At 70.6% G+C, this 26,667-nt stretch carries 22 protein-coding genes and 1 pseudogene; 8 read left to right on the top strand and 15 right to left on the bottom strand.

Going from position 1 to position 26,667, the window contains the following annotated elements; genetic code table 11:
* Positions 1 to 244 precede the first annotated feature (244 nt).
* The 9 genes and pseudogenes from MKL11_RS14060 to croR all read right to left on the bottom strand — a co-directional run.
* Positions 245 to 1,327: pseudogene (locus MKL11_RS14060) on the bottom strand (2-oxo acid dehydrogenase subunit E2); the annotation flags it as partial.
* Positions 1,328 to 1,495: 168 nt separating this feature from the next.
* Positions 1,496 to 3,025, bottom strand: coding sequence for a phytoene desaturase family protein (locus MKL11_RS14055; protein WP_243944502.1), 1,530 nt, complete (start codon positions 3,023 to 3,025; stop codon positions 1,496 to 1,498).
* A 103-nt stretch (positions 3,026 to 3,128) separates the two neighbouring features.
* Positions 3,129 to 3,971: a glutamine amidotransferase-related protein gene (locus MKL11_RS14050; RefSeq protein ID WP_243944500.1), complete on the bottom strand. Its 843-nt coding sequence runs from the start codon at positions 3,969 to 3,971 to the stop codon at positions 3,129 to 3,131.
* Between the two features lie 103 nt (positions 3,972 to 4,074).
* Positions 4,075 to 5,298: an ABC transporter permease gene (locus MKL11_RS14045; RefSeq protein ID WP_243944498.1), complete on the bottom strand. Its 1,224-nt coding sequence runs from the start codon at positions 5,296 to 5,298 to the stop codon at positions 4,075 to 4,077.
* A complete protein-coding gene (locus tag MKL11_RS14040) occupies positions 5,295 to 6,275 on the bottom strand; it encodes an ABC transporter ATP-binding protein (RefSeq protein WP_243944496.1) in 981 nt (326 codons plus the stop codon). Before MKL11_RS14040 ends, MKL11_RS14045 begins: the two co-directional genes overlap by 4 nt.
* Positions 6,276 to 6,279: 4 nt before the next feature.
* Positions 6,280 to 6,696, bottom strand: a complete 417-nt coding sequence (locus MKL11_RS14035) for a DUF2141 domain-containing protein (RefSeq protein ID WP_243944494.1) — start codon at positions 6,694 to 6,696, stop codon at positions 6,280 to 6,282.
* A 26-nt stretch (positions 6,697 to 6,722) separates the two neighbouring features.
* Positions 6,723 to 8,312 carry a phytoene desaturase family protein gene (gene crtI / locus MKL11_RS14030; RefSeq protein ID WP_243944492.1) on the bottom strand — a complete coding sequence of 530 codons (1,590 nt, stop codon included), beginning with the start codon at positions 8,310 to 8,312 and terminating at the stop codon, positions 6,723 to 6,725.
* A 116-nt stretch (positions 8,313 to 8,428) separates the two neighbouring features.
* Positions 8,429 to 9,196, bottom strand: coding sequence for a TrmH family RNA methyltransferase (locus MKL11_RS14025; protein WP_243944713.1), 768 nt, complete (start codon positions 9,194 to 9,196; stop codon positions 8,429 to 8,431).
* A gap of 88 nt (positions 9,197 to 9,284) precedes the next feature.
* Entirely contained in the window at positions 9,285 to 9,749 is a 465-nt protein-coding gene (gene croR, locus MKL11_RS14020; RefSeq protein ID WP_243944489.1) for a MaoC family dehydratase, read from the bottom strand.
* A gap of 179 nt (positions 9,750 to 9,928) precedes the next feature.
* On the opposite strand from croR, the gene MKL11_RS14015 reads away from it, so the two are divergent.
* Together MKL11_RS14015 and MKL11_RS14010 are read left to right on the top strand one after the other, a co-directional pair.
* Positions 9,929 to 10,546 (top strand): cation transporter, encoded by a 618-nt coding sequence (locus MKL11_RS14015; protein WP_243944487.1) that lies wholly within the window; start codon positions 9,929 to 9,931, stop codon positions 10,544 to 10,546.
* Positions 10,547 to 10,554: 8 nt separating this feature from the next.
* On the top strand, positions 10,555 to 11,409 hold the full coding sequence (locus MKL11_RS14010) for a metallophosphoesterase (protein WP_243944485.1): 855 nt from the start codon (positions 10,555 to 10,557) through the stop codon (positions 11,407 to 11,409).
* 185 nt (positions 11,410 to 11,594) lie between these two features.
* On the opposite strand, the gene MKL11_RS14005 is transcribed toward MKL11_RS14010, so the two are convergent.
* On the bottom strand, positions 11,595 to 13,280 hold the full coding sequence (locus tag MKL11_RS14005) for a methyl-accepting chemotaxis protein (protein ID WP_243944483.1): 1,686 nt from the start codon (positions 13,278 to 13,280) through the stop codon (positions 11,595 to 11,597).
* 226 nt (positions 13,281 to 13,506) lie between these two features.
* Between MKL11_RS14005 and MKL11_RS14000 the strand changes: the two genes are divergently transcribed.
* Positions 13,507 to 15,168 carry a Na+/H+ antiporter gene (locus MKL11_RS14000; protein WP_243944481.1) on the top strand — a complete coding sequence of 554 codons (1,662 nt, stop codon included), beginning with the start codon at positions 13,507 to 13,509 and terminating at the stop codon, positions 15,166 to 15,168.
* 151 nt (positions 15,169 to 15,319) lie between these two features.
* Positions 15,320 to 16,204: a transporter gene (locus MKL11_RS13995; RefSeq protein ID WP_243944479.1), complete on the top strand. Its 885-nt coding sequence runs from the start codon at positions 15,320 to 15,322 to the stop codon at positions 16,202 to 16,204.
* Between the two features lie 49 nt (positions 16,205 to 16,253).
* Here MKL11_RS13995 and MKL11_RS13990 read toward each other — a convergent pair whose 3' ends face one another.
* Entirely contained in the window at positions 16,254 to 17,699 is a 1,446-nt protein-coding gene (locus tag MKL11_RS13990) for a homospermidine synthase (RefSeq protein ID WP_243944477.1), read from the bottom strand.
* Positions 17,700 to 18,083: 384 nt separating this feature from the next.
* Between MKL11_RS13990 and MKL11_RS13985 the strand changes: the two genes are divergently transcribed.
* The 4 genes from MKL11_RS13985 to MKL11_RS13970 all read left to right on the top strand — a co-directional run bounded on the left by MKL11_RS13985 (position 18,084) and on the right by MKL11_RS13970 (position 22,972).
* Positions 18,084 to 18,260, top strand: coding sequence for a hypothetical protein (locus MKL11_RS13985; RefSeq protein WP_243944475.1), 177 nt, complete (start codon positions 18,084 to 18,086; stop codon positions 18,258 to 18,260).
* Positions 18,261 to 18,361: 101 nt separating this feature from the next.
* Positions 18,362 to 19,036 (top strand): invasion associated locus B family protein, encoded by a 675-nt coding sequence (locus MKL11_RS13980; RefSeq protein ID WP_243944473.1) that lies wholly within the window; start codon positions 18,362 to 18,364, stop codon positions 19,034 to 19,036.
* A gap of 139 nt (positions 19,037 to 19,175) precedes the next feature.
* On the top strand, positions 19,176 to 22,505 hold the full coding sequence (locus MKL11_RS13975; RefSeq protein WP_243944471.1) for a hypothetical protein: 3,330 nt from the start codon (positions 19,176 to 19,178) through the stop codon (positions 22,503 to 22,505).
* Positions 22,506 to 22,513: 8 nt separating this feature from the next.
* Positions 22,514 to 22,972, top strand: a complete 459-nt coding sequence (locus MKL11_RS13970) for an AAA family ATPase (protein WP_243944469.1) — start codon at positions 22,514 to 22,516, stop codon at positions 22,970 to 22,972.
* A gap of 142 nt (positions 22,973 to 23,114) precedes the next feature.
* Here the strand turns inward: MKL11_RS13970 and MKL11_RS13965 are convergent, their stop codons facing one another.
* The 4 genes from MKL11_RS13965 to fliP form a co-directional block, all read right to left on the bottom strand.
* Positions 23,115 to 24,569 carry a TadE/TadG family type IV pilus assembly protein gene (locus MKL11_RS13965; protein WP_243944465.1) on the bottom strand — a complete coding sequence of 485 codons (1,455 nt, stop codon included), beginning with the start codon at positions 24,567 to 24,569 and terminating at the stop codon, positions 23,115 to 23,117.
* On the bottom strand, positions 24,554 to 25,261 hold the full coding sequence (locus tag MKL11_RS13960; RefSeq protein ID WP_243944456.1) for a TadE/TadG family type IV pilus assembly protein: 708 nt from the start codon (positions 25,259 to 25,261) through the stop codon (positions 24,554 to 24,556). Before MKL11_RS13960 ends, MKL11_RS13965 begins: the two co-directional genes overlap by 16 nt.
* Positions 25,261 to 25,806 carry a TadE/TadG family type IV pilus assembly protein gene (locus tag MKL11_RS13955; RefSeq protein ID WP_243944454.1) on the bottom strand — a complete coding sequence of 182 codons (546 nt, stop codon included), beginning with the start codon at positions 25,804 to 25,806 and terminating at the stop codon, positions 25,261 to 25,263. The genes MKL11_RS13960 and MKL11_RS13955 overlap by 1 nt, the downstream gene beginning before the upstream one ends.
* A gap of 75 nt (positions 25,807 to 25,881) precedes the next feature.
* Positions 25,882 to 26,655: a flagellar type III secretion system pore protein FliP gene (fliP, locus tag MKL11_RS13950; protein WP_243944712.1), complete on the bottom strand. Its 774-nt coding sequence runs from the start codon at positions 26,653 to 26,655 to the stop codon at positions 25,882 to 25,884.
* Positions 26,656 to 26,667: the final 12 nt, after the last annotated feature.

Below are 26,667 nucleotides of genomic sequence, written 5' to 3'. Positions count from 1 at the left end.
CCGGGGTTTTCTCGCCCAGATGGTGACTGCGGTGGTTCCACATCGTCCCCCGTGAAGCACGACGCGCCCCCCTCTCCCGGGCGGGAGAGGGCTGGGGTGAGGGACCCGGTCTTTCCGGATACGGCGCATCCCTCGCCCTGTCCCTCTCCCGCACGGGAGAGGGGACCCGTGCCCTGACCGGCGACGTATGGCCTCGCGAGACCACGCCTCGGAGGCACGGCGCGTCGCGCAGCCATCGTCACCCTCACAGCAGCGCCCGGCGCAGGTCCGACAGGACCGACGCGATGTGGCCGAGGAAGCGGGCGGCGGCGACGCCGTCGACCACGCGGTGGTCCCAGGACAGGCTGAGCGGCAGGATCAGCCGCGGCTGGAAGGCGTTTCCGTCCCAGACCGCTTCCATGCGCGAGCGGGCCGCGCCGAGGATCGCGATTTCGGGTGCGTTGATGATCGGGGTGAAGCCGTCGCCGCCGATGCCGCCTAGCGACGACACCGAGAAGCACCCGCCCTGCATGTCCGCACCCGAGAGGCTGCCGGCCCGGGCTTTTTCCGCGAGCGCCGCCATCTCGGTGGCGATCGCGATCAGCCCCTTGCGGTCGCAGTCGCGCACCACCGGCACCATCAGGCCCTTCGGGGTGTCGACTGCGAAGCCGACATGGACGTAGTCCTTGAGGACGAGGTCGGAGCCCTCCAGGGAGGTGTTGAAGCGCGGATAGGCCCGCAGGGCGAGGGCGGCGGCCTTGATCAGGAAGGCGACCATGGTGACCCGCGCCGGCGGCGTGCGCGTCTCTGTGTTCAGCCCGACCCGGAACGCCTCGATCTCGGTGACGTCGGCCCGGTCGAAATTGGTCACGTGCGGGATGGTCAGCCAGTTGCGGCTGAGATTGGCCCCGGAGATCGTCTGGATCCGCGACAGCGGCTCCCGCCGCACCGGGCCGAATTTTTCGAAGTCCACCTGCGGCCAGGGCGGCAGGCCGGCGCCGATGCCCGAGGGCGCCGCGGCTGGCTGAGCCGGCGTCTGGAGCGCCGCCTTGACGAAGGCGTGCAGGTCCTCGCGCAGGATCCGCCCCTTGGGGCCGGTGGCGGGGACGCGGTCGAGGGTGATCCCGAGCTCGCGGGCGAGCTGGCGCACGGACGGGCTGGCGTGGACCTCGCCCGACGTGACGGGCCGCTGATCGTCGTTCGACGGCTGGGCCGGGGGAAGGCTCGCTCCCAACATGCCACGCGCGCTCCCTCCCCCCTCTGCGGGGGAGGGTGGCCCCCGAAGGGGGTCGGGAGAGGGGAGCGCGGGTGCAGGATAGAGCTTCGCCCGTCGTGCCGGTCGCACCGTTGTCTGCGCCCAGGTCCCCTCTCCCGACCCTCGCTGACGCGAGGCCCACCCTCCCCCGCAGAGGGGGGAGGGAGACGCGCCTGAGCACGGCCTTTGCCGTAATCCGGCAGCGATCAGTGAACCCCGTCGCCTCCCCCGCAGAGGGGGAAGGGGATGGTCGCGTGAGCGTCACGCCGAGGCGCGCAGCGTTCCGCGCGCGTCCTGGTCGTGCGCGTCGGCGGCGATCCAGCCGGACATCATCACCATCGGCATGCCGGGCCCCGGATGGGCGGCGCCGCCCGCGAGGTAGAGGCCGCGCACCTGCCGCGAGCGGTTGCCGGGCTTGAACGCGCCCATCACCCGGCCGTGCGAGGCCAGGCCGTAGATCGCGCCGTTGAGCACCCGGTAGCGCTCGTGGATGTCCTGCGGGGTCAGGTGGCGCTCGACGACGATGCGCTCCTCCAAGTCGGGCATGCCGGCGGTGCGCTTGAGCTTGTCCAGGATGGTCCGGCGGTAGTTCTGGAATAGAGGGCCGTCCAGGCGCCAGTCGTGGTGCGGGCGCAGATACGGCGTGTGCACCAGGACGTAGAGCGCCTCGCCGCCCTCGGGGGCCACGCTCGGGTCGGTGGAGGACGGGGCTGCCAGATAGGCAGTCGGGTCCGGGGCCGGCTCGCCCTTGTTGTAGATGTAATCGAACTCCTCCTCGGGGTCCCGGGAGAAGACGAAATCATGGTGGTTCAGGTGTTCGTAGCGCTTGTTCAGGCCGAGATAGAGTACGACGCCCGAGCAGGCCGGCTCAGGATTCTTCTTCTCGTAGGTCTTGCCGGCGGCGCCGCCGACGAGCTCGCGGTAGGTGCGGACCGAATCCATGTTGGAGATCACGGCGTCGAAGTGCGTCACGCCCTCGGCGGTGCGCACGCCTCGGACCGCGCCGTTGGCGGTCTCGATCCCGGTCACCTCGGTATCGGTCTTGCAGGTCGCGCCGAGCTCCTGGGCGAGCTTCGCCAGACCTTCCGCCACCGCCCGGGTGCCGCCCATCGGATACCAGACGCCGTCGGCCATCTGCATGTGGGCGATGGCGCAGAGCACCGCCGGCGCGCCGTAGGGCGAGGAGCCGACATATTGCACGAAGTGGTCGAGCATCTGTGCGAGGCGCGCGTCCTTGACCTTGCCGCGGATGGTCGAGGCCACCGAGGCGTGCATGCGCAGGGACAGCACGTCGCGCAGGGTCCCGGGGTTCATGTTGGCGCGGATATTGATCGTGTCGAACAGGTCCTCGACCGGCTTCCAGAAGAAGAATTTTTCTGAGACGCCGTGCAGGTGCTCCGAGATCGAAAGGAACTTCTTGTAGCCGTCGCCGCTTCCAGGTGCGAAGCGATCCATGTCGCCGGCCATGCGCTCGACATCCTGCATCAGGTCGATGCGGCTGCCGTCGTCGAAGAAGCAGCGCCATTGCGGGTCGAGCCGGCGCAGATCCATATAGTCGTGGACCGAGCGGCCGGCCTCGGAAAAGATCCGCTCCAGTACCCGGGGCACCGTCAGGATGGTCGGGCCCATGTCGAAGCGGAAGCCGCCCTCGTGCAGCACCGCCGCCTTGCCGCCGAGCCAGCCGTTCTTGTCGTAGACCGTGACGCGGTGGCCCCGCGCGGCGGCGACGCAGGCGGCCGCGAGTCCGCCGAGCCCGCTGCCGATCACGGCGACCGTCGAATCCTGACTCATCCTGGTCGATCACTCCCCGGGCCCGTCACGGCGTAGCCCGCTGACGGAAGCTAGACCTGGGGTCCGGCGGGTCAACGCGCCACCCGGTCGCGGCACCGGCCGGTCAGGACCGGTTTGTGGACAGCTGAGCCAGGAAGTTGCCGATCTCCCGGCGGCGCAGTCCCGCGTCGAGCACGTCCGGGCCGAGGCCGTGGCGCCAGGCCAGGCGACGCGCCGCTTCGGGATCGTCGCCCTGCAGACCCGCGATCTCGTCGGCATAGGCGGCCACCGCCTCCGGATCTTCGGCGAAGCCCGCCTCGACGACCGCCGTGTCGCAGAGGCGCAGCATCGCGGCGACCTCCTCGAGGTCGAGTTCCGGATGATACTGCGTGCCCCAGAACCAGCCGGCCCCGTGCCGGATCTCGATGGCCTGGACGCCCAGCACCCGGTTGCCCGCCAGAACCCGCGCCCCCGGGGGCGGCTCCAGCACCGCGTCCGAGTGGATCGCCGGCGCGTCCCAGACCGCCGGACGGCCGGCGAGCAGCGGATGGCCGCGACCGTCCTGGGTCGGGGTGATCGCCCGCGCGAAGCCGTATTCCGGCCCCCGCGGGTTCTCGGCCGCGTGGCCGCCGGCGACGGTGGCCGCGACCTGCACGCCCCAGCAGGATCCGAATACAGCGAGCCCGGCCTCCAGGGCAGCCCGCATCAGGTCGAGCTGGCGGGTCACCGCCGGGGTGCCCTCCGAAACCTTCAAGGTCGAGCCGGTGAAGATCAGCCCGTCGAACGCCGACAGGTTTTGAGGCAGGGCCGCGTCGGCATCGGCCGGGTTGAGGAAGTGGCAGGCTGTTTCGGGCGCGAGGTCGTGAACCACAACGGCGTAGGATTCGGCCGAAGTCCGGCCGGTGGCCCCGACGTGCCGGTCACGCGCCGCCCGATCGTTGCCGTCGGCGATGAGCAGGCGGAGCATGGACATCTCACTGTGTATGGGCGCGGACCCTGCCTGATTGGCCCTGCCATGTCCGGGCACGGCTGGTCGCAGGCGCGGCGCGGATCGTCGCGGCGTGTGCCGATCAGACGGTCCGCCGCGCCACCATCGCGAGCGCCAGCCCAAGCCCGCCGAGCGTCAGCGCGCCCAGCACCGCGAAGGCCGGCGCCGCGGAGCCGAACCCTTCGCCGAGCGCGTTCTGGTAGGCTTCGATCGCCCAGGCGTTCGGCGTGAGCCAGCCGGCCTGCTGCAGCCACGGGGGCATCAAAAAGCGCGGCACCATCGAGCCGCCCACCGCGGAGAGCAGAAGCACCCCGAAGGTCGAGGCGAGATGGGCCTGCTGGCGGGAGGCGGCAAGCGCACAGGCGGCGAGCGACAGGCTGGCGGCCATGGCCGAGACCAGCAGGCAGGCGGTGAGGAAGGCGGGCCAATGCGGCCCGATCTCGACCCCGTAGAGGAGCGCGGCGGCCAAGAAAATCAGGCCGGCCTGGATTACGCCCTGCAGGGTCAAAAAACCGAATTTGCCGAGCACCACCACAGGCAGGCCGCCGGGGCCGGCCATCAGGCGCTCGGCGATCCCGGTCTCCCGCTCCTCCACCAGCGAGAGCGCGCCCTGCATGGCGGCGAACAAGAGGAACACCGCGGTGATCGCGCCAGCATAGTAGCTGACCCGGGCGTTGCCGGTGCCGGCGGCGGTGCTCTGACGCTCCACCAGGTCGGCGAAGCTGAACGGCTCTCTCTTCGCCCGCTGCTCGGCGAAGGCCTCGTCGAGGAAGCGCCGCTCGTCCGGGCCGATCCTGCCGGTGCGCTCCACGTCGGCGACGACCCGGGAAAGGACCACGTCGGGCAGCGCCTCGTTCAGCACGCGCTGAAGCTGGCCCAGGGCGATCGGCGTGGCGAGGGCTTTGGCCGGGTTCTCGACCAGCACCACCGGCTGGTCCGCGGGTCCGGGCGCGGCATCCGAAGGCGCGGCATCCGAAGGCGCGGCGATCAGGTCGCCCTGGAGCGCCAGGGCCACGTCGACCGCGCCGGAGCGGACCGCCTGGGTCACCTCCGCCAGATCGGTCGCCGGCAGGCGGGTGACGCGCAGCGACGGGTCGGCCACGAGGGCGTCGGCGAGGCGTTGCGTGGCCGTCGTCCGGGCGAAATCGGCGAGCCCGAGATGGATGCGGATCTGGTCGCCGATGGCGCCGGAGAAGATCGCCGCGAAGATCGAGAAGATCACGGTCGGCAGCACGAAGGCCATCACCAGGGAGGCGCGGTCGCGCAGCAGGCTCAGCGCCATCACCCGGAACGCGGCGCCGATCACCCGGCCGTTCCCACCCGGCGCGGGGCGGACGCCTCGCGCTCCGCGACCTCCCGGGGCCGGAGCGCGTCGAGATAGAGCGCCTCCAGCCGCGGGGTCCGGACCCGCACCTCGGCCACCGGCACGCCCTGCGCCCGCAGCGCGCCGAGCAGGGCCGCGCCGTCGAGGCCGGAGCGCTCGATCGAGCGCCAGACCAGGCCGTCCGGCTCGGCCGGCGCGAAGCCGGCGCGGCGCAGCAGCGCTTCCGCATTCCCGTCCGCGGGCCGGGTGAGGCTCAGCTCCCGTTCCGGAGCGCCGACGCGCAGCTGTGCCAGCAGGTCGGCCAGGAGCCCGGCCCGCACGATCCGTCCCCGCGCCAGGAACGCGACCCGGGAGGCGAGGCGCTCGGCCTCGGCGAAGTCGTGGGTGGCGATCAGGATCGCGGTCCCGGCTGCCTTCAGACGGTCCAGCACTGCGTGGATCGCCGCCCGGGCGGCGAGGTCGACGCCGCTCGTGGGCTCGTCGAGCAGGACCAGGCCGGGTCGGTTCATGAGGCTCGCCGCGATATTGACCCGCCGCCGGTAGCCGCCCGACAGGGTTCCGACCGGGCTCTGCGCCACGTCGCCGATGTCGGCCATCTCCAGGGCGACCGCGACGGCGCCGCGCCGGTCCCGGCGCCGCACCCCCGCGAGCTGGCCGAAGATGCCGAGATTCTCGGCCACGGTGAGCCGCGGGTAGAGCGCGATCTCCTGCGGCACCCAGCCGATGCCCCGGCGGACGCCGCCCTCCCGGTACGGATCGGCGCCGGCCACCCGCACGGTCCCGGCGCCGGGCGCGAGGCGGCCCGCCACAAGGCGCATCAACGAGGATTTTCCGGCTCCGTTCGGACCCAGGAGCGCCAGGGTCTCGGCGGGGTCGAGGCCGATATCGACCTGCTCCAGCACCCGCCGCCCACCCAGGTCGAGGCTGACGCCCGCGATCTGCACCAGGGGACCGGTCACCCCGTCACCGTCTCGGCAGGGCGCGGGCGAGACGCACCCGCACGGCGGTGCCCGGTTCCCGCAGCGCGAAGGCCGCGTCGGAAAAGTCCGGCCGCGCCCGCCGCGCGACGGCGCCGGAGAAGCCGTAGGGTTCCAGCGGCAGGCCGAGCCCGGTGCGGTCGAGGCGGCCGTTGCCGTTCTCGTCCTGGAAGGCCGCGACCGCGTAGGTGCCGGGCGCGATATCCCGGAAGGTGAACCGGCCCCGCCCTCCGGAGGCCGGCGCCTCGTCGCCCTGCGTGCAGAACGGTTCGGCGAGCCCGCCCTGACACAGGGCCACCCGGACCGGACCGCCGCCGGGCTCGATCCCGTCGATCTCGATCTGCAGGGTCGCGCCCAGGGCCGGCGCGCCCGCGAAAACCGCGACGGCGCACAAGCCGGCCATCCGTGCGGTCCGGCCCGGTGGGCCGATCACGTGGCCTCGCCGGAGGTCGCCAGCGGCGCCGTGTCCGGGATGCCCGCCTGGGCTGCGGCACGGGCGCCGGCCAGCTCCTCGATCAGCAGACGCGCGGTGATGCGGGCGCCCTCGTAGATCACCGGCAGGCCGGAGCCCGGATGAGTGCCGCCGCCGACGATGTAGAGGCCCGGCCCGAACCGGTTGTGCGGCCGGAAATACAGCATCTGCATCAGGTCGTGGGCGAGGTTGAAGGTGGCGCCCTCGTGGACCGCGAAATCCTCCTCCCACTGGGTGGGGTCGATGATCCGCTCGTAGCGGATCCGGGATTCGATATCCTCCAGCCCGAGATGCTTCAGGCGCTCCAGGATCAGGGCGCGGTAGCCCGCCCGGGTCGCCGGCCAGTCGATTCCGGCCTTGAGGTTCGGCACCGGCACCAGGACGTAGAGGGCGGTATGCCCGGGGGGCGCCATGCCGCCGTCGGTGTAGCCGGCATGCTGGACGTAGAGGGAAGGCTGCATCGGCAGCGTCCCCTCGGTGATCTCGCGGATGTTCTTCTCGTAGCCGTCGGCCAGCAGGATCGTGTGGTGCCCGAGGCTGTCGGGCACTTTCCCTTCGAGGCCGAGATACAGCATGAAGGTCGAGCAGGAGAGCCGAGCCTTGTGGATCTTAGCATCGCGCCAGCGCGGGCGGTGCTTCTCCGGCACCAGGGCGCGCATCACCTTAGCGAAGTCGCCGTTGATCAGTACCGCGTCGGCGTTGAAAGTCTCGCCGTCCACCACCACGCCGCTGGCGCGCTTGCCGTCGAACAGCACCCGCTCGACGTTGGCGTTGAGCCGGAGATCGACGCCCATGCGGCCGGCGAGGCCCGCCATCGCCTCGGAGACCGCGCCGCAGCCGCCGACCGGGTGATAGACGCCGTGCTCGTATTCCAGGAACGACAGGATGGTGAACAGGCTCGGGCAGCGGAACGGCGACATGCCGAGGTATTTGGTCTGGAACGAGAAGGCGAGGCGCACCCGCGGGTCGGCGAAGTAGCGCTTCAGGTCGCGGTCGACGCTGCGGCCGGGATGCAGGTGGGGCAGGGCGGCGAGCATCGCCGGGCTCGCCATGCTGCGCAGGGTGTGGAAGGCCTGCTGCAGGATCGGCTTGAAATAGTCGAGCTTCGTCCGGTTCTCGGTGAAGAACGCCTGGACGTTCTTGGCGTCGTCCGGGGCCATCCGGGCGATTTCCGTCTCCATGCGGGCGATGTCGCCGGTCGCGCGGATCGTGCCGGAGATGCCGTCCGGGCCCTCGAACACGAGGTTGTATTGCGGGTCGAGGCGCTCGAGCTTGACGTGGTCCTCGAGGCGCTCGCCGCAGCTCGTGAAGATGTCGGCGAGGATCTGGGGATAGAGGAAGAAGGTCGGCCCGATATCGAATTTGTAGCCGCCCGGCGCCGTCACGGTCTTCGTGCGGCCGCCGACCTGGGCGTCCTTCTCGAACAGGGTCACGTGGACCCCCGCGCGGGCCAGCAGCAGGGCCGAGGCCAGGCCGCCGGGACCGGCTCCGACCACGGCCACCCGGCGTCCGGTCAGCGCCCGCAAACCATCCCCAGACTGAAGCAACGCCGCCGACTCCCCTCGCGAACCCCCGAACCCTATCGGCCAAGCTAGCCTCGCAGCGGCGCTCGGCAATTGCAGCCGTTTGTCGCGCGTTCGGCACCGGACGGAAAGGCAGCGGCTCAACCGGCCGGACCGAGTCGGCCCTGGCCGCGGGCGATCGTCTGAAGGGCGATCCCGGCAGCCGTCGCCACGTTGAGCGAATCGAAGCCCGGGGCCATCGGGATCCGCACCGGGCGGGCTCGACGGAGCGTCGTCGCGTCGAGGCCCGGCCCCTCGGTCCCGAGGATCAGCAGCACCCGCGCCGGCAAGGTGCGGTCGCCGAGAGATTCGGTCGCGCCGGGGCTGAGCGCCAGGGCTTCAAGATCGAGCGCACTGGCCAGGGTAAGCCAGTCCTGCCCGGGGCCGAGCCGGGCGAAGGGCTGGATCAGCGCGGCGCCGGCCGAGACCCGGATGCTCTTGCGGTAGAGCGGATCGCAGCTGGCGGCGTCGAGCAGCACCGCGTCGGCCCCGAAGGCGGCGGCGTTGCGGAAGGCGGCGCCGACATTGTCGTGGTTGGTCAGGCCCGCGAGCCCGAGAATCAGTGCCGGCGCGGGAGCGGGCGGCACGAGCGCGGCGGGGTCGGGCTCGTTCCCGCGCAGGCCCACGGCCAGGACACCGCGATGGATCGGGAAGCCGGTGACAGTGCTCATCACCGCCTTGGCGGCGAGGTAGACCGGCGGCTTTTCGGGACAGGCGGCCACGTCCGGGGCGAGGCCCGGCCAGCGCTCCGGGGCGAGCAGGATCGACTCCGCCCGGAACCGGGCGCGGGGGCCGAGCAGCAGCCGGAGGGTGACTTCGCCTTCGACGATGAAGCGCCCGGCGCGGCCCACGAGGTCGCGCTCGCGCATCTTCGTGTAGGGTTCGAGGCGTGGGTCGTCCGGGTCCGCGATCGTCTCCGCGAAGATCGTCTCCCCGGCCTCGTCCACCTCAGCCCTGCTAGCGCTCGGTGCGGATCGCGAGCGGGTCGGCCTCGGCCTTGGTCGGCACCTTCACCAGCGCCTCGCCGTCGAGGACGGTCTCGCCGGCCACGGAGCAGCGGCAGGCGAGGCGGGCGCGCCGACGCTCCGGCATCAGCTCGGCGACCGTGACGGTGACGTCGACGACGTCGCCGATGCGCACCGGCGCGCGGAAATTGAGGGTCTGCGAGATGTAGACCGCCCCCGGGCCGGGCAGGCGGGTGCCGAGCACCGCCGAGATCAGCCCGGCCGTGTACAGGCCGTGGGCGATGCGGGTGCCGAACGGCGTGCGCGCGGCGAAGTGCTCGGACAGGTGGATCGGATTCCGGTCGCCGGTGATCTCGGCAAACCCGACAACGTCGGAGGAGGCGATGGTCTTCGAGAGGGTTTCGGACAACCCGACCTCGAGATCCTCGAAATAGAGCACGCGCAATTCGGGCAGCATGGCTCGGCAGACCTCCGGTTCCGGCCGGTCGCATCTCTGGTGCAGTCGGCTCGACAAGACCGGTTCGCACGATCGCGCCGCCGAATCCACCCGGACGAAGGCGCAAGGTCCTTGGAACTTTCTTGAGGCGCGGACAGGGTTTTCTCAACATCCGCTCGACAGGCGCGCCGCACTCGGCGATGACGCGCCCCGTGACCGCTGACAACGCCGCCCGCCCCGAGCCGCCCGCCCTGCGCCCGGTCGTCGCCCGCGTGGCGGCGCTCAACCTCGGCTATTTCGGCATCGAGATCGCGGTGGCGCTCACGATCGGCTCGGTGGCGCTCATCGCCGACAGCCTCGATTTCCTGGAAGACGCGACGATCAACCTGCTGATCGTCGCCGGTCTGTCCTGGAGCGCGCGCAACCGGGCGCGGCTCGGCACCGCCATGGCGTTCATCCTGCTGGTTCCGGCGCTCGCGACCGCCTACGCGGCCTACGACAAGTTTGACGACTTCGTGCCCCCGGCGGCCCTGCCGCTGACGCTGACCGGCCTCGGGGCGCTGGCTGTGAACCTCACCTGCGCGCTGATGCTCGCCCGGCACCGGTCCGGCGCGGGCAGCCTGACCCGGGCGGCCTACCTCTCGGCCCGCAACGATGCCTACGCCAACCTGGCGATCATCGCGGCCGGTCTGGTCACCGCGCTCCACCCCAGCCCCTGGCCGGACCTGATCGCGGCGGGCGGTATCGCGATCCTCAACGCCGATTCCGCCGCCGACATCTTCCGGGCCGCCGCGGCCGAGCGCCGGGCCGCGAAATAGGCATCCCCATGCGCATCTTCCCGATCTCCGACCTGCATCTGGAGCGGCGGCGGCTCGACCTGATCGCGCTGCCCGAGGAGCCGTTCGACCTGCTCGCCTGCCCCGGGGACCTCTACGAGGGGCATCCCGAGCGGGGCATCGCCGCCCTGGTGCACCTGGCGCAGGGCAAGCCGATCGTGCTGGTGCCGGGCAACCACGAGCGCTACGCCCCCACGGGCGACATGCGCACGGCGCCGGAGCTGCTGGCGGCTCTGGAGGCCGAGGTCGCCCGGGTGAACGCGCTGGGCGCGCGCATCCATCTGCTCCAGGGGGCGCAGGCTTGCGTGATCGACGGTGTGCGGTTCCTCGGCACGACCTTGTGGAGCGACTGGCGGCTGGCCGGGCGCTGGCTCGCCGCCGACGCGCCCGACCGCCCGGCGGATCCGGTCGCCTATGCCGCCGCGCGCATGACCGATCCGGTCACCGGCTCGCGCGAATTTCTCGGCTCGATCCGCAAACACGATGGCGGGGCGTGGCAGCCCGCGGACGCCATGGCGGCCCATGCCGCGGAGCGCGCGGCACTGCACGCCGCGCTCCGCGCGCCGCATGACGGCCCGACCGTGGTGGTGACCCATCACCCGGCGAGCCCCCTGGCGGCGGATCGCTACCGCGACCAGCCCGGCGTGCCGTGGTGGGTGCCGGCCTTCTACGCCAGCACCGCCCTCGACGACCTGCCCGATGCCCAGCGGCCCGAGCTGTGGATCTCGGGCCATTTCCACGCCGGCCACGATTTGCGGATCGGCCGCTGCCGCTGGGTGTCGAACCCGGTCGAGGGGCAGAGCTACCGGGCGGATTTCTGCGTGACGGTCGGGGCGGGGGTGTAGGGTTCGGAAACATCCACGCCGTCATTCCGGGCTCGGCTTCGCGGCCTCGGAAGGACGGGGCGCTGTCTCAAGCTGCCACCTGAATCGCCGGTATCGAAACAAGAGATCCGAGCAATCGCGGCCCGACAGGCGACCCTCGTCGCCCGCCGAGCGGGCTCAGTTCCGTTCCGGCTCTTCCAAAAAAATCAGGCGGCCCGGACAGTTCCGAGGAAGTGCCGGACCTCGGCCGAGAGGTGCTCGGACTGGCGCGACAGCGCGGACGCCGCGGACAGAACCTGGGACGCCGCGGCCCCGGTCCCGTCGGCGGCTCCGGCCACACCGGCGATGTTCGTCGTGACTTCGGCGGTGCCGCTCGCCGCCTGTCCGACGTTGCGCACGATCTCCTGGGTGGCCGCCTGCTGCTGCTCGACGGAGGCCGCGATCGCGGTGGCGACCCCGCTGATCTCCTGGATTCGGGCGGTGATGCCGCCGATCGCCGTCACGGCCTGACCGGTCGAGCCCCGGACCTGCGCGATCTGTCCGGAGATCTCCTGCGTGGCCTTCGCGGTCTGCTCGGCCAGCGCCTTCACCTCGGAGGCGACCACGGCAAAACCCTTGCCGGCGTCTCCGGCGCGGGCGGCCTCGATGGTCGCGTTCAGGGCGAGCAGGTTGGTCTGCCCGGCGATATTCGAGATCAACCCGACCACATCGCCGATCCGTCCGACGACCGTGCTCAGTTCCTGCACCAGCGCCCCGGTCTGGTCGGCCTCGGACACGGCCAGCCGGGCCAGCTGTGCCGAGCCATCGACCTGCCGGCCGATCTCCTGGACCGAGGAGCCCAGCTGTTCCGCGGCGGCCGCCACGGTGTTGACGTTGGCGACCGCCTCCTCGGCTGCGGCCGCGACCGTGGTCGACTGGCTGGCGGTCTGGGCGGCGGTGGCGTTCATCGTCTGGGCGGTGGATTGGAGCTCGGTGGCCGAGGCCGAGACCTGGCCGATGATGCCGCCGACCGCGGCCTCGAAGCGGTCGGCCATCTGGCGCATGCCGGCCTTGCGCTGCGCCTCCGCTTCCAGCCGTGCCTCGGCGGTCTCCGCCTCCAGGCGGCGGGTCTGGATCATATTCTCCTTGAAGACCTGGACGGCACCCGCCATCGCGCCGACCTCGTCACGCCGCCCGATGGCGGGGATCTCCGTCCCGGTGTCGCCCGAGGCGAGCTGATGCATGGCCGCGGTCATGCGTCCGAGGGGTCGGCTGATCTCCAGGACCAGCATCACCACCGCCCCGATCGCCAGGATCGCGGCCAGCGCCAGGAAGCCGGTCATCTGCTGATGGGCGCGCTCGTAGGCGTCCTGCGCCTGCGCGCCGCTGGCCGCCGCCGCCGCACTCTGCTGATCCGACATCGCGACGAGGGTGGCGATGGTCGCCCGGATCGTATCCGACATCGTGGTGTTGTACTGTTCCTGGGCGCCGGCGAGGTCGCCGCGCTCGGCCCGCGCGAATCCGTCGGCCTGCTGTTCCAGATACGTCGCCCATTGCCGTTCGAAGGTCTTGTAGAGATCACGGCCCGCGTCGGTCTCCAGGAGGCTCGCGTAGCTGACCTGGTAGGCCCGCAATTCGGCCAGGCGCTGCTGGATCGAGTTGAGGGCGTCCTTCCTGTGCTCGGCCGACTTCGCCGTAAGAGCACGGCTGCCGTTGACGCGGATCCGCAGCGTCACGACCTGGATGCCGGTGAGGGCCTGCGCGGCCGGCAGGCGGCTGTCGCGCATCTCCGTCGCGACACGATTGATCGTTTCAATGTGGTAGTAGGACAGCGCGGCCAGGCTGCAGATCAGAGCAAGCATGACCGAGAAACAGATGATCAGCTTGCCTTTGATTGACATGAAGTCGAGCATTATATTTCCAGAATACATCCGAATCAGCGCCCTCTGCGCTTTTCGAATGCTATATAATGATTTCTAAAAATTCCGATTAATCGATCAGTATCGTTTGGATCGATCGACCGCGCGGTTCGCGCCGTCGCGCCGCCCGGCTGATGCTACAAGACCCGATCCCGTCCACCCGCGCAGCACCCGGCCGACGCCCCTCGGGGGGAAGCCTGCCACCGCTTGAAAGACACGCATGGAAAGCGTCACCGTCGTCCTGGCCCTGTTGCTGTCCGTCCTGGTGAGCGGCGCGCTGGGCCGGCTGGTGCCGCTGCCGCTCCCCTTGATCCAGATCGCGATCGGCGTGGCCCTGGCGCTGGGACCGCTTCCGAGCACCGCCCTCGATCCCGAGATCTTCTTCCTGGTGTTCCTGCCGCCGCTCCTGTTCCTCGACGGCTGGCGGATCCCGAAACGCGACCTGTTCCGCAACGGACGGACCATCCTGGCGCTCGCGCTGGGGCTGGTGGCGCTGACGGTGCTGGGGATCGGCATGCTGATCCACGCGATGATCCCGGGCATTCCGCTGGCGGTCGCCTTCGCGCTGGCGGCGGTCCTGTCGCCAACCGATCCGATCGCGGTCTCGTCGGTCGCCGCCCAGGCTCCGGTGCCGCGGCGGCTCATGCACATTCTCGAAGGCGAAGCGCTGCTCAACGACGCCACCGGCCTCGTCTGCCTGCGCTTCGCCATCGCGGCGGCGCTCACCGGCACCTTCTCGCTGCCGGAAGCCGCAACCACCTTCGTCTGGCTGGCGCTCGGCGGCCTCGGCATCGGCGCCGCCACGACCTTCCTGCTGATGGGCGCGCAGGATCTCCTGCGACGGCGCACCGGCGAGGATCCGGGCCTGCAGATCCTGTTCAGCCTGCTGACGCCGTTCGGGGCCTATCTCGCCGCCGAGCACGTCCACGCCTCCGGCATCCTGGCCGCGGTCGCGGCCGGCATCGCCATGACCTACGTGGAGATCCAGGGGCGCAGCCTCGGCACCACCCGGGTCCGGCGCACCGCCGTTTGGGACACCGTGGCGCTCGCCGCCAACGGCTCGATCTTCGTGCTGCTCGGCGAGCAACTGCCCGAGGTCCTGGGCCACGCGGTCACGCAGGCCGACGTGCAGGGCGCGGGCTGGCTGGTGGCCTGGGTGCTGGCGATCACGGCCGGCCTGATGGCGATCCGCTTCGCCTGGGTCTGGGTCTCGCTCCACTTCGTCCTGGTGAAGGCGCATCGCCGGGGCGAGCGGCGCGAGGGCCTGACCTGGCGGCTCGTGGCGGCCACGACACTTGCGGGCGTGAAGGGGGCGATTACCCTGGCCGGCATCCTGACCCTGCCGCTCGCCCTGAAGGACGGCACGCCGTTCCCGGCCCGGGATCTCGCGATCCTGCTGGCGATGGGGGTGATCCTCACTTCGTTGCTGCTGGCCAGCACGGTCCTGCCGCTGCTGCTGCGGGGCCTGCGCCTGCCGGCTGATTCCAGCCACGATGCCGAGGAGGATTCGGCCCGCGCCGCCGCGCGCCACGACGCCGTGACGGCTATCGAGGCGCTGCAGCACCGCCTGGTCGAAGCGCAGGAAGACGCCTCCGTCGCGGTCGAGGCCGGCGCCCGGGCGATGGACCGCTACGAGGGCCTGGAGGCGCCGACGGGTGCCCCCCGGGAGGGTGGCGGCCGCGCCCGGCAGCTTGCGGTGGCCGAGAAGCGCCTGCGGCTCGCCGGGCTCGAGGCCGAGCGCCAGGCGCTTTATCGCCTGCGCCGGTCGCGGGCCATCGACGACGTCGTCCTGCGCCAGCTCGTCCGCGAGGTCGATTTGGTCGAGGCGCGACTCCTCGCCTGGAACCCGGCCGGCCGGGACCTGCCGACGCCGCGCAGTTGAGGCGCGACCGGATTAGTCCCGGCCGCGCGTCCATGCCTGTCGAGCGCGTGTCGTTCCGCACAGCTTGGCCGTAAAGCCGGGATGAGCCCGGCGCGACCGAGCGTCCAACCCTGATCAGCCCCGGATCCCGGGGCTCTGGATCGGGGTTGTGATGACCGGATTTGGTCTGGGATTACGCGGGATCGCGTCGGCCGCACTGGTCCTATACGGTGCGGGCCTTACAACGTCTGCTTACGCTGCTTCGGCGGCCCAGCCGGGCCAGACCATCGGCCTGCCAGTGGGCGCGCAACTCCCCGTCGGATTGTACTTCGTGAACCTGTCGAGCTTCGGCATGCGCAGCGCGCGGCCGGGCGACACCGCGACGAACGTCAACCTGCCGACCTTCGCGTGGGCGACGCCCTGGGACATCGCGGGCGGGCGCCTGCAATTCTTCGTCACCCAGCCGGTCGTGGCCGCGACCCTCCAGGGCGCACCCTATCAGAGCGGCATCGGCCAGCCGCTTCTCGCCGCCCAGCTCGCCTGGGATCTCGGCCACGATGTCGGCATCAGCTACTTCTTCGGCGGCTACCTGCCGATCGAGACGCGATTCCTGACCCAATCCGCGTCGCTGACCCACCGGTTCGCGCTCAGCTACACCGGCCGGGATTGGAACCTGACGGCGAACCTGCTCCACGGGATCTTCCTCGAGACGCGCTCGCCCTTCGGTACCCTCTACCCGGACTACCTGAATCTCGATCTGACGGCGGCGAAGAAGTTCGGCAAGTGGCAGGTCGGCGCCGTCGCGTTCGGGTCGAGCGACCTGCCGACCGGCGTGTCCAGCTACCGCCCCCAGGGGCAGATCGCGGTGGGCGGCCTGGTCGGGTACAATTTCGGGCCGGTGAACCTGCAGGCCTACCTGACGCGGGACGTGGTCCAGCGCAATTACCGCGGTCGTGAGACCCGCGGCTGGCTGCGGGTGATCGTGCCGCTCTACCAGCAGGATACGAACGAGGTCGAGCCGAACCGAACCCTGGTGACGCGCAGGCAGGCCGAGTAGCCGATCGGGACCGCCCCCCCCTTTTTGACGGGGGAGGCGGCTCGGGACCTCAGCCGTGCACCAGCACGTTGCGGAACTGCCAGGGATCGCTGGTGTCGATATCCTCCGGGAACAGGCCCGGACGGTCGGTGAGCGGGGTCCAGTCGGTGTAGACGCCAACGACCGGGCCGAGATACGGGGTCTGGACCTCCAGGCAACGGCGGAAATCCATCTCGTCGGCCTCGACGATGCCGGCCTCCGGGTTCTCCAGCGCCCAGACCATGCCGGCGAGCACCGCCGAGGTCACCTGCAGGCCGGTCGCGTTCTGGTAGGGGGCGATCCGCCGCGTCTCCTCGATGGAGAGCTGCGAGCCGTACCAGTAGGCGTTCTTGGCGTGGCCGTAGACCAGCACGCCGAGCTCGTCGATGCCGTCGACGATCTCGGTCTCGTCGAGGATGTGGTGCTGCTCCTGCACCTTGGCGGCGTTGCCGAACATCTCGTGGAGCGAGAGCACGGCGTCGTCGGCCGGGTGGTAGGCGTAGTGGCAGGTCGGGCGGAAGACGGCCTGATCGCCCTCGCGCACCGTGTAGTAGTCGGCGATCGAGATCGCCTCGTTGTGGGTCACCAGGAAACCGAACTGCGCGCCGGCGGTGGGCACCCAGCTGCGCACGCGGGTGTCGGCGCCGGGCTGGAGCAGGTAGATCGCGCAGCGCGAGCCTTTCTCCTGCTCGCGGGCATTGGCGGGCTTCCAGGTCTCGTGCGTGCCCCAGCCGAGCTCGGCCGGCTGGTTGCCCTCGGAAACGAAGCCCTCCACCGACCAGGTGTTGACGAACACGCCCCGGGGCTTGGGATTCTTGGCGCGCTGGGTGTCGCGCTCGGCGATGTGCACGCCCTTCACGCCCAGGGTCTTCATCAGGGCGGCCCAGTCCGCGCGGGACTTCGGCTCGGGCGTGGTGACGCCGGTATCCTTGGCGATGTTCAGGAGCGCCTGCTTGACGAACCACGAGACCATGCCGGGATTGGCGCCGCAGCAGGAGACCGCCGTGGTGCCGCCCGGCTTCTGGGCGCGGGCGTCGAGGATGTCCTGGCGCAGGGCGTAGTTGGTGCGGTCGCCCTGGCCGCGGCTCTTGTCGAAGTAGAAGCCCGGCCAGGGCTCGGCCACGGTGTCGATGTAGAGGGCGCCGAGCTCGCGGCACAGCTCCATGATCGCCCGCGACGAGGTGTCGACCGACAGGTTCACGCAGAAGCCCTGGCCGCCGCCCTCGGTGAGCAGCGGCGTGAGCACGTCGCGCAGGTTCTCAGGGGTCAGCGCCACCGTCTCGAAGCGCAGGCCGTGCTTCTCGGCGAGCGCCCGGTGGGTGTCGACCGGGTCGATCACGGTGAAGCGGGCGCGGTCGTACTCGAAGTGCCGTTCGATGAGCGGCAGGGTGCCGCGGCCGATCGAGCCGAAGCCGATCATCACGATGGGACCGCTGATGCGGCCATGGATCGGGTGACGGGACGGCTGTTCGGTCATGCGGAAGGTCCTTGTCTTGAGGCTGACGGACGCCTGAGGTCCGCTCTCTAGAGGCTCGCGGGCGGGTTATGGCGCGCGTGTGACACTGGGGCGACAGACACGTGCCGCACGGCCCAAGCCGGCGCGTTCGTCGAATCCCGTCGTCAGAAGGCCGCTCAATGGCGGCTCGTCCCCCGGCGGTCAACTGCGCTGCACCATGCACGGTTAAGGCGCCGTTGAGAACCAACCGACGGCAGCATGATTGCAGCGCATGCGCCCTGCGCGCAGGAACGAGTGGTGAGCAATCATCGCATGGCTTATATTGCGCTGCAGCAAAGGTCCCGCAGAGGCAGCTCTCCAATTTGGGCCCAGGAAACGTCCGAAATCTTGAACGTCGGAGTCGTCATGCTCGCTTTCATCGCCACCCGCATCCCCGGCCCGGTCGCCGAGACCGCCGATCGTGATCCCGGCATCCTGACCCTGGTCTTCACCTTGGCCCGCGCCATCCGCATCGGGGCCGAGGCCGCGTTCGCGCGCCGCTGCGCCCTCGCCGAGGCCGCCGGCGGACCGAACCCGTTCTGAGGCTTGCCGACGGCGTGGATCCGCGTCGCCCGGTGATTGCCTCGCCCCGCCCGGGACGTTAGGCGGCTTTGCCGTCAATGGCCCCGGGGGATCGTGATTCCATGTCGACGTTTCGAGCGGTCGTTCGCTTCAGTCTGATCGCGACGCTGCTGCTTGCCGTTCCGTTCGCGTCGCCGCGTGCTCAAGAAGCCGAGCCCGAGGCACCGGCCGCCGCCGATGCGCCGGCCAAGGCCAAGCCGAAACCCAAGCCGAAGCCGCCCGCTCCCAAGCCCGCGGCCAAGCCTGCCGCCGCGCCTGCTGCTACGCCTGCGGCACCGCACGCAACTTGGCCCACCGGCGCCAGCACGCTCAGTGAGAGCTACGGCGACTGGACCATGACCTGCACGCGCCCGGGCGAGAAGATCACCTGCATCATCGCCCAGTCCCAGGGTGATTCGCAGACCGGCCGGCGCAAGTTCGGCGTGGAACTCCAGGTTCCGAACGACGGGCGGTCGGAAGGCATCGTGCTGATGCCCTTCGGCCTCTCGATCGAGGCCGGCGTGACCTTCAAGCTCGACGAGCAGACCCTCGGCAAGGGTGCCCCCTACAGTCTGTGCGTCAGCGACGGCTGCCTCGTGCCGATCAGCTTCCCGACCCTGGCGCTCGACGGCATGCGCACTGCCAAGCAGCTGTTCGTGACCGGCCAGAAGTCGACCGGCACCGAGCCGGCCACCATCACGGTCCCCCTCCAAGGGTTTCCGCAGGCCCTGGACCGCGCCGTCGCCCTGAGCGGCTGAGGCCGATCGGACCGGATCCGGCCAATTCCCGGGTTACGGTTAAGCCAGCGTTAGCCGCGGTGCCGCAGAGTGGATCCCAGTGTGGCGCTGGGCGCCGTGGCCCGGAGGGGCCGCGCGCCGGGATCGGATCGGCGAGGCGATGGGCTCCGAGGACAGGCGATCCCGGATCGGCCGATACGGCGGCGCGCTGCTGCGCGTGTCGCTGCCCGCGCTCGCCCTTCTGGCGGCGATCGACCCGGCGCTCGCCACCCGCCTGCTCGGCGCCAAGGGCAGCGAATCCGGCAGCGGCCCCGGCGGCTATGGCCGGATCGTGCTCACCTTCGACAAGCCGGTCACCGTCAAGGCGAAGCTCGCCGGGGGCATCCTGCTTCTCGGCTACGGCGAGCGCGTCGCTCCCGGTCCCGAGCGTCTCGCCGAAGAGATGCCGGCCTTCGTCTCCACGGTCCGGCGCGATCCCGACGGCTCGGGCCTGCGGGTCGCCCTGCAGCGGCCGTTCCGGGCCAACGTCCAGTCGGCCGGCGAGCGCGTGTTCGTCGACCTCCTGCCGGAGGGCTGGTCGGGCCTGCCGCCGCCGCTGCCCCCCGAGGTGGTGGCCGAGCTCGCCCGCCGGGCTCGGGTCGCCGAGGAGGCGTTGCGGGCGCGCACGCCGCCGCCCGTGCGCAAGCCTCTCAGCCTTGAACTCGCCCAGCTCCCGACCCTGACGCGCCTGTCCCTGCGCCTGCCCGACGAGGCGGTGGCGACCGTGACCGCCGAGGGGGCGACGACGCGCCTGCGGGTCGCCGGCGCCTGGACCATCGATTCGAACGACGCCCGCGGCCGCCCGCGGCCCGGCATCGCCAAGCTCGCCACCGAGTCCGACGAGGGCTCGGCCAGCATCCTGGTGACCCCCGCGGAGGGGTTCACCCTCACTACCGAGCACGAGGACGGGGCCTACACGATCGACGCCGTGAGCAAGGCGCCGCGCGAAGCCGCCAAGTCCAAGGCCGCCGAGGTGCCCGGCCCGGCTGAGCCGAGCGCCGCCAAGCCGGCTGCGCCGAGCCCGGCTCCTGCCCGGAAGGCCGAGGTCTTGGCCGTCCCGGACACGGCCCCCGAGGCCCCGCCGAAGCGTCAGGCGGGCGTCGGGCTGATCTTCCCGTTCCAGACCCTGCCGCCCGCGGCCCTGTTCGAGCGCGGCGGCGTCGCCACGCTGGTGTTCGAGACCGCCGAGCCCGTGGCCGTGCCGGCGAGCGGCCAGGGCCTCGCACCGGTCGGAGCGCCGACGCGGACCGGCGCGGTCACGGTCCTGCGCTTCACGGTGCCCCCGGGCCGGCTGGTCGATCTGGCCGCCGTCACCACCGGGACCGGATTGGCCTGGGAGCTTTCGGCGGGCGACGCGCTCAGCCCGAGCGACAGCCTCGACCCGGTCCGCAAGCCTGACCCGTCGGGCCGGATCACCGTCGCGCTGGCGCTGCCCAAGGCCGGATCGGCCACTTGGCTCGACCGTGACGGCGAACGCATCGCCGTGGTCACCTCGGCGGCACAGCGCACCATCGGTAACCCGAAGAGCCGCCGCTTCGTCGATTTCGAGATCCTGCCGAGCCGGCACGGCGTCGCGGTGCTGGCCGGTGCCGACGACCTCGCGGTGCGGCCCCAGATCGACGGGGTGACGATCGGCCGGGAGGGCGGCCTCGCCGCCTCCACGGCCGTCCGCAAGACCGATCCCGCCCTGGCCGAGGCCGGAACGCTGGCGGTGTCGCGCTCGGCCTGGGATCAGGCGCGGGCCGGGAACGTGCGTGAGACCCTGCGGGCGCTCGCCAACGCCGCCGCGACGGTGCCGCCGGCCGAGCGCGGCCCGGCGCGCCTGGCTCACGCCCGTGCCAACATCGCCAACGGCTTCGATCTCGAAGGGCTCGCGGCCCTGGAGGCAGCCGCCGCCGAGGATCCGCTTCTGGCGACCCAGCGCGACGTCGCCGTCCTACGTGGTCTGGCGCTGGTGCGCAGCGGCCGTAACGCCGAGGCCCTGAAGGCCCTGTCGGGGTCGCAACTCGCCAGCGACCCGGAGGCCGCCCTGTGGCGGGCGATGGCCTCGGCGGGCCTCGGCGACTGGAAGACGGCCGAGACCGGCTTCCTCAAAACGCTGCCGCTCGCCGATAGCTATCCCTCGGACCTCGCCGAGCAGATCCGCGCCCGGGCCGCGGAATCGGCGATCGAGAACGGCGATGCCGAGACCGCCGCCGCCCGGGCGGAGGACGCGCCCAACCTGCCGCCCTGGATCCGCGACCGGCTCGCCCTGGTCCGCGCCCGCGTGTCCGAGGCAACCGGCCAGTCCGACGCGGCCATCGACGCCTATGCCCGCATCGAGCAGGTCGGCCAGCGTCCGGTGGCGGCCGAGGCGCAGCTGCGCGGCACGCTGCTCGCCCGCGCCTCCGGCAAGCTCGAACCGGATGCCGCGATCGACCGGCTGGAACGGCTGGCGCTGACCTGGCACGGCGGCCCGACCGAGACCGGCATCTCGGCCGGATTGGCGCGGCTCTATCTCGGCGCCGGACGCTGGCGCGACGCCTTCACGGCGCTCCGCCGGGCCAGCGCCTTCGCGCCGAACGACCCGGCCACCCAGGCGCTCGCCCGCGAGGTGCGCTCGGCCTTCGAGAACCTCTACCTCACCGACAAGGGCGACCAACTCTCCGGGGTCGACGCGGTGGCGCTCTATTTCGATTTCCGCGAGCTGGCCCCGATCGGGCGGCGCGGCGACGAGGTGGTGCGCCGGCTGGCCGACCGTCTGGTCGGGCTGGACCTCTTGGATTCGGCCGCTGACCTGCTCCAGTACCAGATCGACAACCGGCTCGCCGGCCCGGCCCGGTCGGCGGTCGCCGCCCGGCTCGCCACGATTCGTCTGATGGACGACAAGCCGATGCGGGCGCTGCAGGTGCTCGACGCGACCAGCCTGCCCGAGCTGCCCGGCGAGCTGAAGCGCGCCCGCAGCCTGGTCCGCGCCCGCGCCCTCTCGGACCTCACCCGCACCGACCTCGCCCTGGAGACGATCGAGGGCGAGAGTGGCCCGGATATCGAGCGCCTGCGGGCCGACATCTTCTGGGGCGCCCGCCGCTGGCGGGAGGCCGGCGAATCGCACGAGGCGCTGCTCGGCGACGCGTGGCGCGCCGGCCGGCCGCTGGACGAGCAGGCCCGGGCCGACGCGGTCCGCGCCGCGATCGCCTACGATCTCGCCGGCGAGGCGATCGGCCTGGAGCGGCTGAAGGCGAAGTTCTCCGAGGCGATGGCCGAGAGCCCGGACGCGCGCACCTTCGCGCTGCTCACCGGCGCCAACCCGACGAAGACGCCGGAATTCCGCGCCATCGCGGCCCGGGCCACCAAGGCCGAGACCCTGTCGGCCTTCCTGGCCGAGTACCGCAAGCGCTATCCCGACACCGCCTTGCCCGAACGCGGCGAGCGCCAGAGCAGCGCCGAGGCTCCGGGCGCGCCACCGGGCTGAGCCGCCCGATGTCTCTGGTGATCGACCCGGACAGGTTCCTCGAAACCGAAGCCGGACGTGTCTGGACGCCGGAGCGCAACGCCGAGGCGTGGCGCCTGGCTTATGCGGCGCTGGAGCAGGCGCTCGCGGGCGGGCGCATCGACCAGGTGGTGATCGTCTGCGGATTGCAGGGGGCGGGGCAGTCGTGCGGGACCGCCGGTCAGGATCAGGACGCCGGCGGCATCTCTGTCGACATGGCCCTTCCCGGGGCGCGGCACCGGGCGCCGATCATTGCGATCGCGCGCGGTCACGGCGTCCCCGTGGAGGCCGTCTGGATCCGCGTGCCGCTCGAAGTGGCCCTGGAGCGGAACCGGCAGCGGCGGGCGCACCGGATCGTCCCGGAGGCGAGCATCCGCTCTGTCGCGCGCCTGTTCGAGCCACCGACGCACGGGGAGGGGTTTTCGGAAGCGCGGATCGTCGAGGCGTGAACTTGGGCCTCAATCGCCCCGCGCGTCATTGCGAGCGCAGCGAAGCAACCCAGTGCAACGCGCGATCCCCGAAGGTGGCGCTTCCCGAGGTTGCTTCGCTGCGCTCGCGATGACAGTGAGGGTTACTGGGAGAAGTCAGCCCTTACTGCGTCAGACGTGCCACCTGCAGCGCCTGGTAGAACATCGCATTCAGGGAATTCTTGATGTCGTCGGGGCTGTTGGCCGTGTAGAAATATCCCGGCGAGGCGCAGCTTTGCAGGGGCGTCGCCAGGGTCGGGCTGAAGGCATTCACCTTCTTGTTCTCGGCGGCGACGGTCCCGCCGTAATCCGTGAAGGTGATGATGTTGTAGGGGATGTAGAGGATCGAGATCGTCGCGCCGGCACTCTTCAGCGCGGTGCAGAGCGACGGATCGATCTGCGCCGGTGAGGAGCCGTCGAAATTGCCGGCGGTGTAGCCCGGGAAGGTCGAAGGATTGCCCGGGTAGTAGTATTTCCCGTTCTTGGTGACGGAATAGTGCTGCCCGTTCTGCATCCCGTCGGTGACGAGGAAGACGAACGGCTTGCGCGCGCTGATGCTGGAGCCGTCGCCGAACCCACCGGCATTGGTGATGGCAGTCTTCATCTGCGGCAGGACGACCTCGAAATGCGTGCCGCCTGAGCCTGTGCCGGTGCTCGGATCGTTGTTCGTGTAGAGTTGGGTGGTTCCGGTATCGAGCAGCTTGGTCAGGGCGAGTGGCCATGGCGTCGTGTCGGCGCAATCGGCCGCGGTGTTCAGGGTGGCGATGGAACTGTTGATGTCGGCGAGCGTGCCCATCTGGTTGATGAACGGGTACAGGCCGACGCGGTACTGGCTCGTCACCGACGGGGTGGAGGCCTGCTGGATCAGCGAGCAGACTGCGCTGTTCAGCGCGTCGGAGCGCAGCTGGATCTTGCCGGCGGCCAGATTCCAGCCGTTGTTGTTCGGGTAGTGGCAGGCGAATTGGCAGCCCTGCTTGTAGTCGGAGTTCAGGTCGTTGTTCTTGGCGGCGAGCTGGCTCATCCCGGCCGTGGTCGCGGGCAGGCCCATCGAGCCCGACACGTCAAGCAACAGGTAGAAGTCGAGATAGCTCGCGAGGTCGGCCGAGGCCGTGACCGTGTTGGAGAAGGTCGTGGTCGGGCTCCGGAAGATGGCCCCGAAATTGTTTCTCACCGTGGCACTGTAAATGATGGTCGACTTGAGCGTCTGGCTGGTGCGCACCAGCTGCGGCGTCTGAAGCTGCACCTGTGCGAACGGCACGGTGCCGATATTGACGTTGAAAGCGCTCGTCGCCTGGGCGATGCCGGCCGCGATGGCGTTGGCGGTGACGTTCGCCTGGCTTGGGTTGGCGGCGATGTAGGCCTTGGCGGTCGCCACCGCGGCGATCGCGGCGGCATCCGCGGCGGCGTCGAGCTTCGCCTTGTCGGTGATCGCCACGCCGTAATCGACCCCGTAGCCGATCAGGCCGACCATCGGCAGCAGGCTCAGGGCGAACAGGATCGTCACGTTTCCGGAGCGCCCGCGCGCCAAGCCTGTCGTCCAGGCGCGGAGGCGCGATGCGCGGTTCAGAAGCCCGGGCATTTCACGGCGATCCCATCGTTGCCCGTCGGGTCGAAATTGACCAGCGCGGCGTAGCGCGGCTGCACGTACATCGAGCGGGCGATCCGCACGGCGGGGATGAACCGCGCGCCGAAGGACGGCCGGAAGGTGAAGACCACGTCCACCGCGACGATCGAGCCGGGCCCGAACACCGAGCGGGGCAGCGTCGTCCGATTGGGCGGGGCGGTGTCGGCGGCGGGAAGCTGCGGGACCACGCAGGGCCGGTAATTGCCGCCGGTGGTGCCCGAGCTCGTCCAGGCCACGGCGGCCGTGTAGCAGGCGCTCAGGTCGGTGCCCGTGCAGTTCGACGCCGTCTGTGTGAAGGCTATGGCGGCGTAGGTGATGGCGATGTCCTGCCACCATTGCAGGCCCTGCCGCGGCGCGTCCTTCATCAGGTACGGGAACAGGACCAGGGTGGAATCGTAGCTGAAGTGCAGATCGGTGGCGTTGACGGTCGCCACATTGGAGCCCGCGGGCGGCATCGCCTGGGAGACCATCTGGCTGATCGACTGGGCGATCAACTCCACCTTGCGGCTGGCGTTGACGTAGGTGGTCAGCTGGATCCCGCCGAGCATCAGGATCAGCAGCACCGGCAGGATCAGGGCGAACTCGAGCGCCGAGACCGCCCGCGTGTCGCCGAGGAAGCGCGTCGCCGAGGGCAAACGGCCCGCCATCAGAACAGCTCGTTGCGGAACGCCGCCGTCGAGATCGTCAGGTAGGCCGGCGCGCCGTTGAAGGTCGCGCCGCTGCCGAGCATCGACGCGAAGACGGAAGGCAGGAAGGTGATCGGATAGATCACCTGCAGATACTGGAACTGCCCCCGTGTGCCGAGGGTGTACTGACCGGAGCTCGGGGTGAGCGGCGGGATCACCAGGCCGCTGAGGTCGGACTTCACGTAGTTGTAGTAACTGCTCGGTGACGTTCCGGTCGGCACCACGTACAGGTTGATGACGAGGTTGCTGCATTTCAGCGATGCCGGCAGGTTTTGGCACAGCGACGTTCTGAAACCGGCCTGGTCGAGGGCGCTTGCCTGGGCTGCGCCGGTGAGGATCTGCCGGGCGGCCCGGCTCGTGGCGTAATCGAGGGCTTGATTGATAAACAGGATCGTAGCCACGGTCATGATGAAGAGGACGACCAGGATAAACAGCATCGCCACCAGGGCGAATTCGACCGCTGCCGCCCCTCTTCGATCGAGAACATAATGGCGCACGAGAAACATGCGCTCTGTTAGCAAGAGATTGCTAAACCCGAGTTAAAACAGCCTTCAGGACTCTATACGCTCGTCTTAACGAATCTATCCGCCGTAGCTCTGCACCAGCGATCCGGCGACCAGGGTCCAGCCATCGACCAGCACGAAGAAGATCAGCTTGAACGGTAGCGCGACGGTCGCCGGCGGCACCATCATCATGCCCACCGCCATCAGCACCGAGGCGACTACGAGGTCGATGATCAGGAACGGGATGAACAGCAGGAACCCGATCTCGAAGGCGCGGCGCAACTCCGAGATCATGAAGGCCGGGGTCACGATCTCCAGTCCGACATCCTCTGGGCCCTTCGGCACCGGCACCTTGGCGAGGTCGAGGAACAGCTTCAGGTCCTTCTCGCGGACGTTCTTCAGCATGAACGTCTTGAACGGCGCCGAGGCCCGCTCGAAGGCCTGGGCCTGAGTTATCCGCCCGGCGACCAGGGGCTCGATTCCGGCGCTGTAGGCGGCGCGCCCGGTGGGGGCCATCACGAAGGCGGTCAGGAACAGCGCGAGGCTGACGATCACCGCGGTCGGCGGCGCCGTCTGGGTGCCGAGCGCCGAGCGCAGGATCGACAGCACGACGACGATCCGGGTGAAGGCGGTGGCCATCACCAGCACCGAGGGCGCCACCGCCAAGACGGTGATCAGCGCGACGAGCTGCAGCGCCCGCTCGGTGGTGCCGCCCGCGCCGAGATCGACGCTGAGGCTCTGGGCGAGCGCCGGTCCGGCGGCCAGCAGAATGCCGGCCAGGACGACGGCGCCTAGCACGCGGCGGTTGCGGGCCGTGCGGCCCGGCGTGTCGCGCTTCGGCGCGTCGGTCATCGGGGTCACGGA

Source organism: Methylobacterium sp. J-077 (genome assembly GCF_022829365.1).
GTDB lineage: Bacteria > Pseudomonadota > Alphaproteobacteria > Rhizobiales > Beijerinckiaceae > Methylobacterium.
This window is presented reverse-complemented; position numbering and strand designations above follow the sequence as displayed.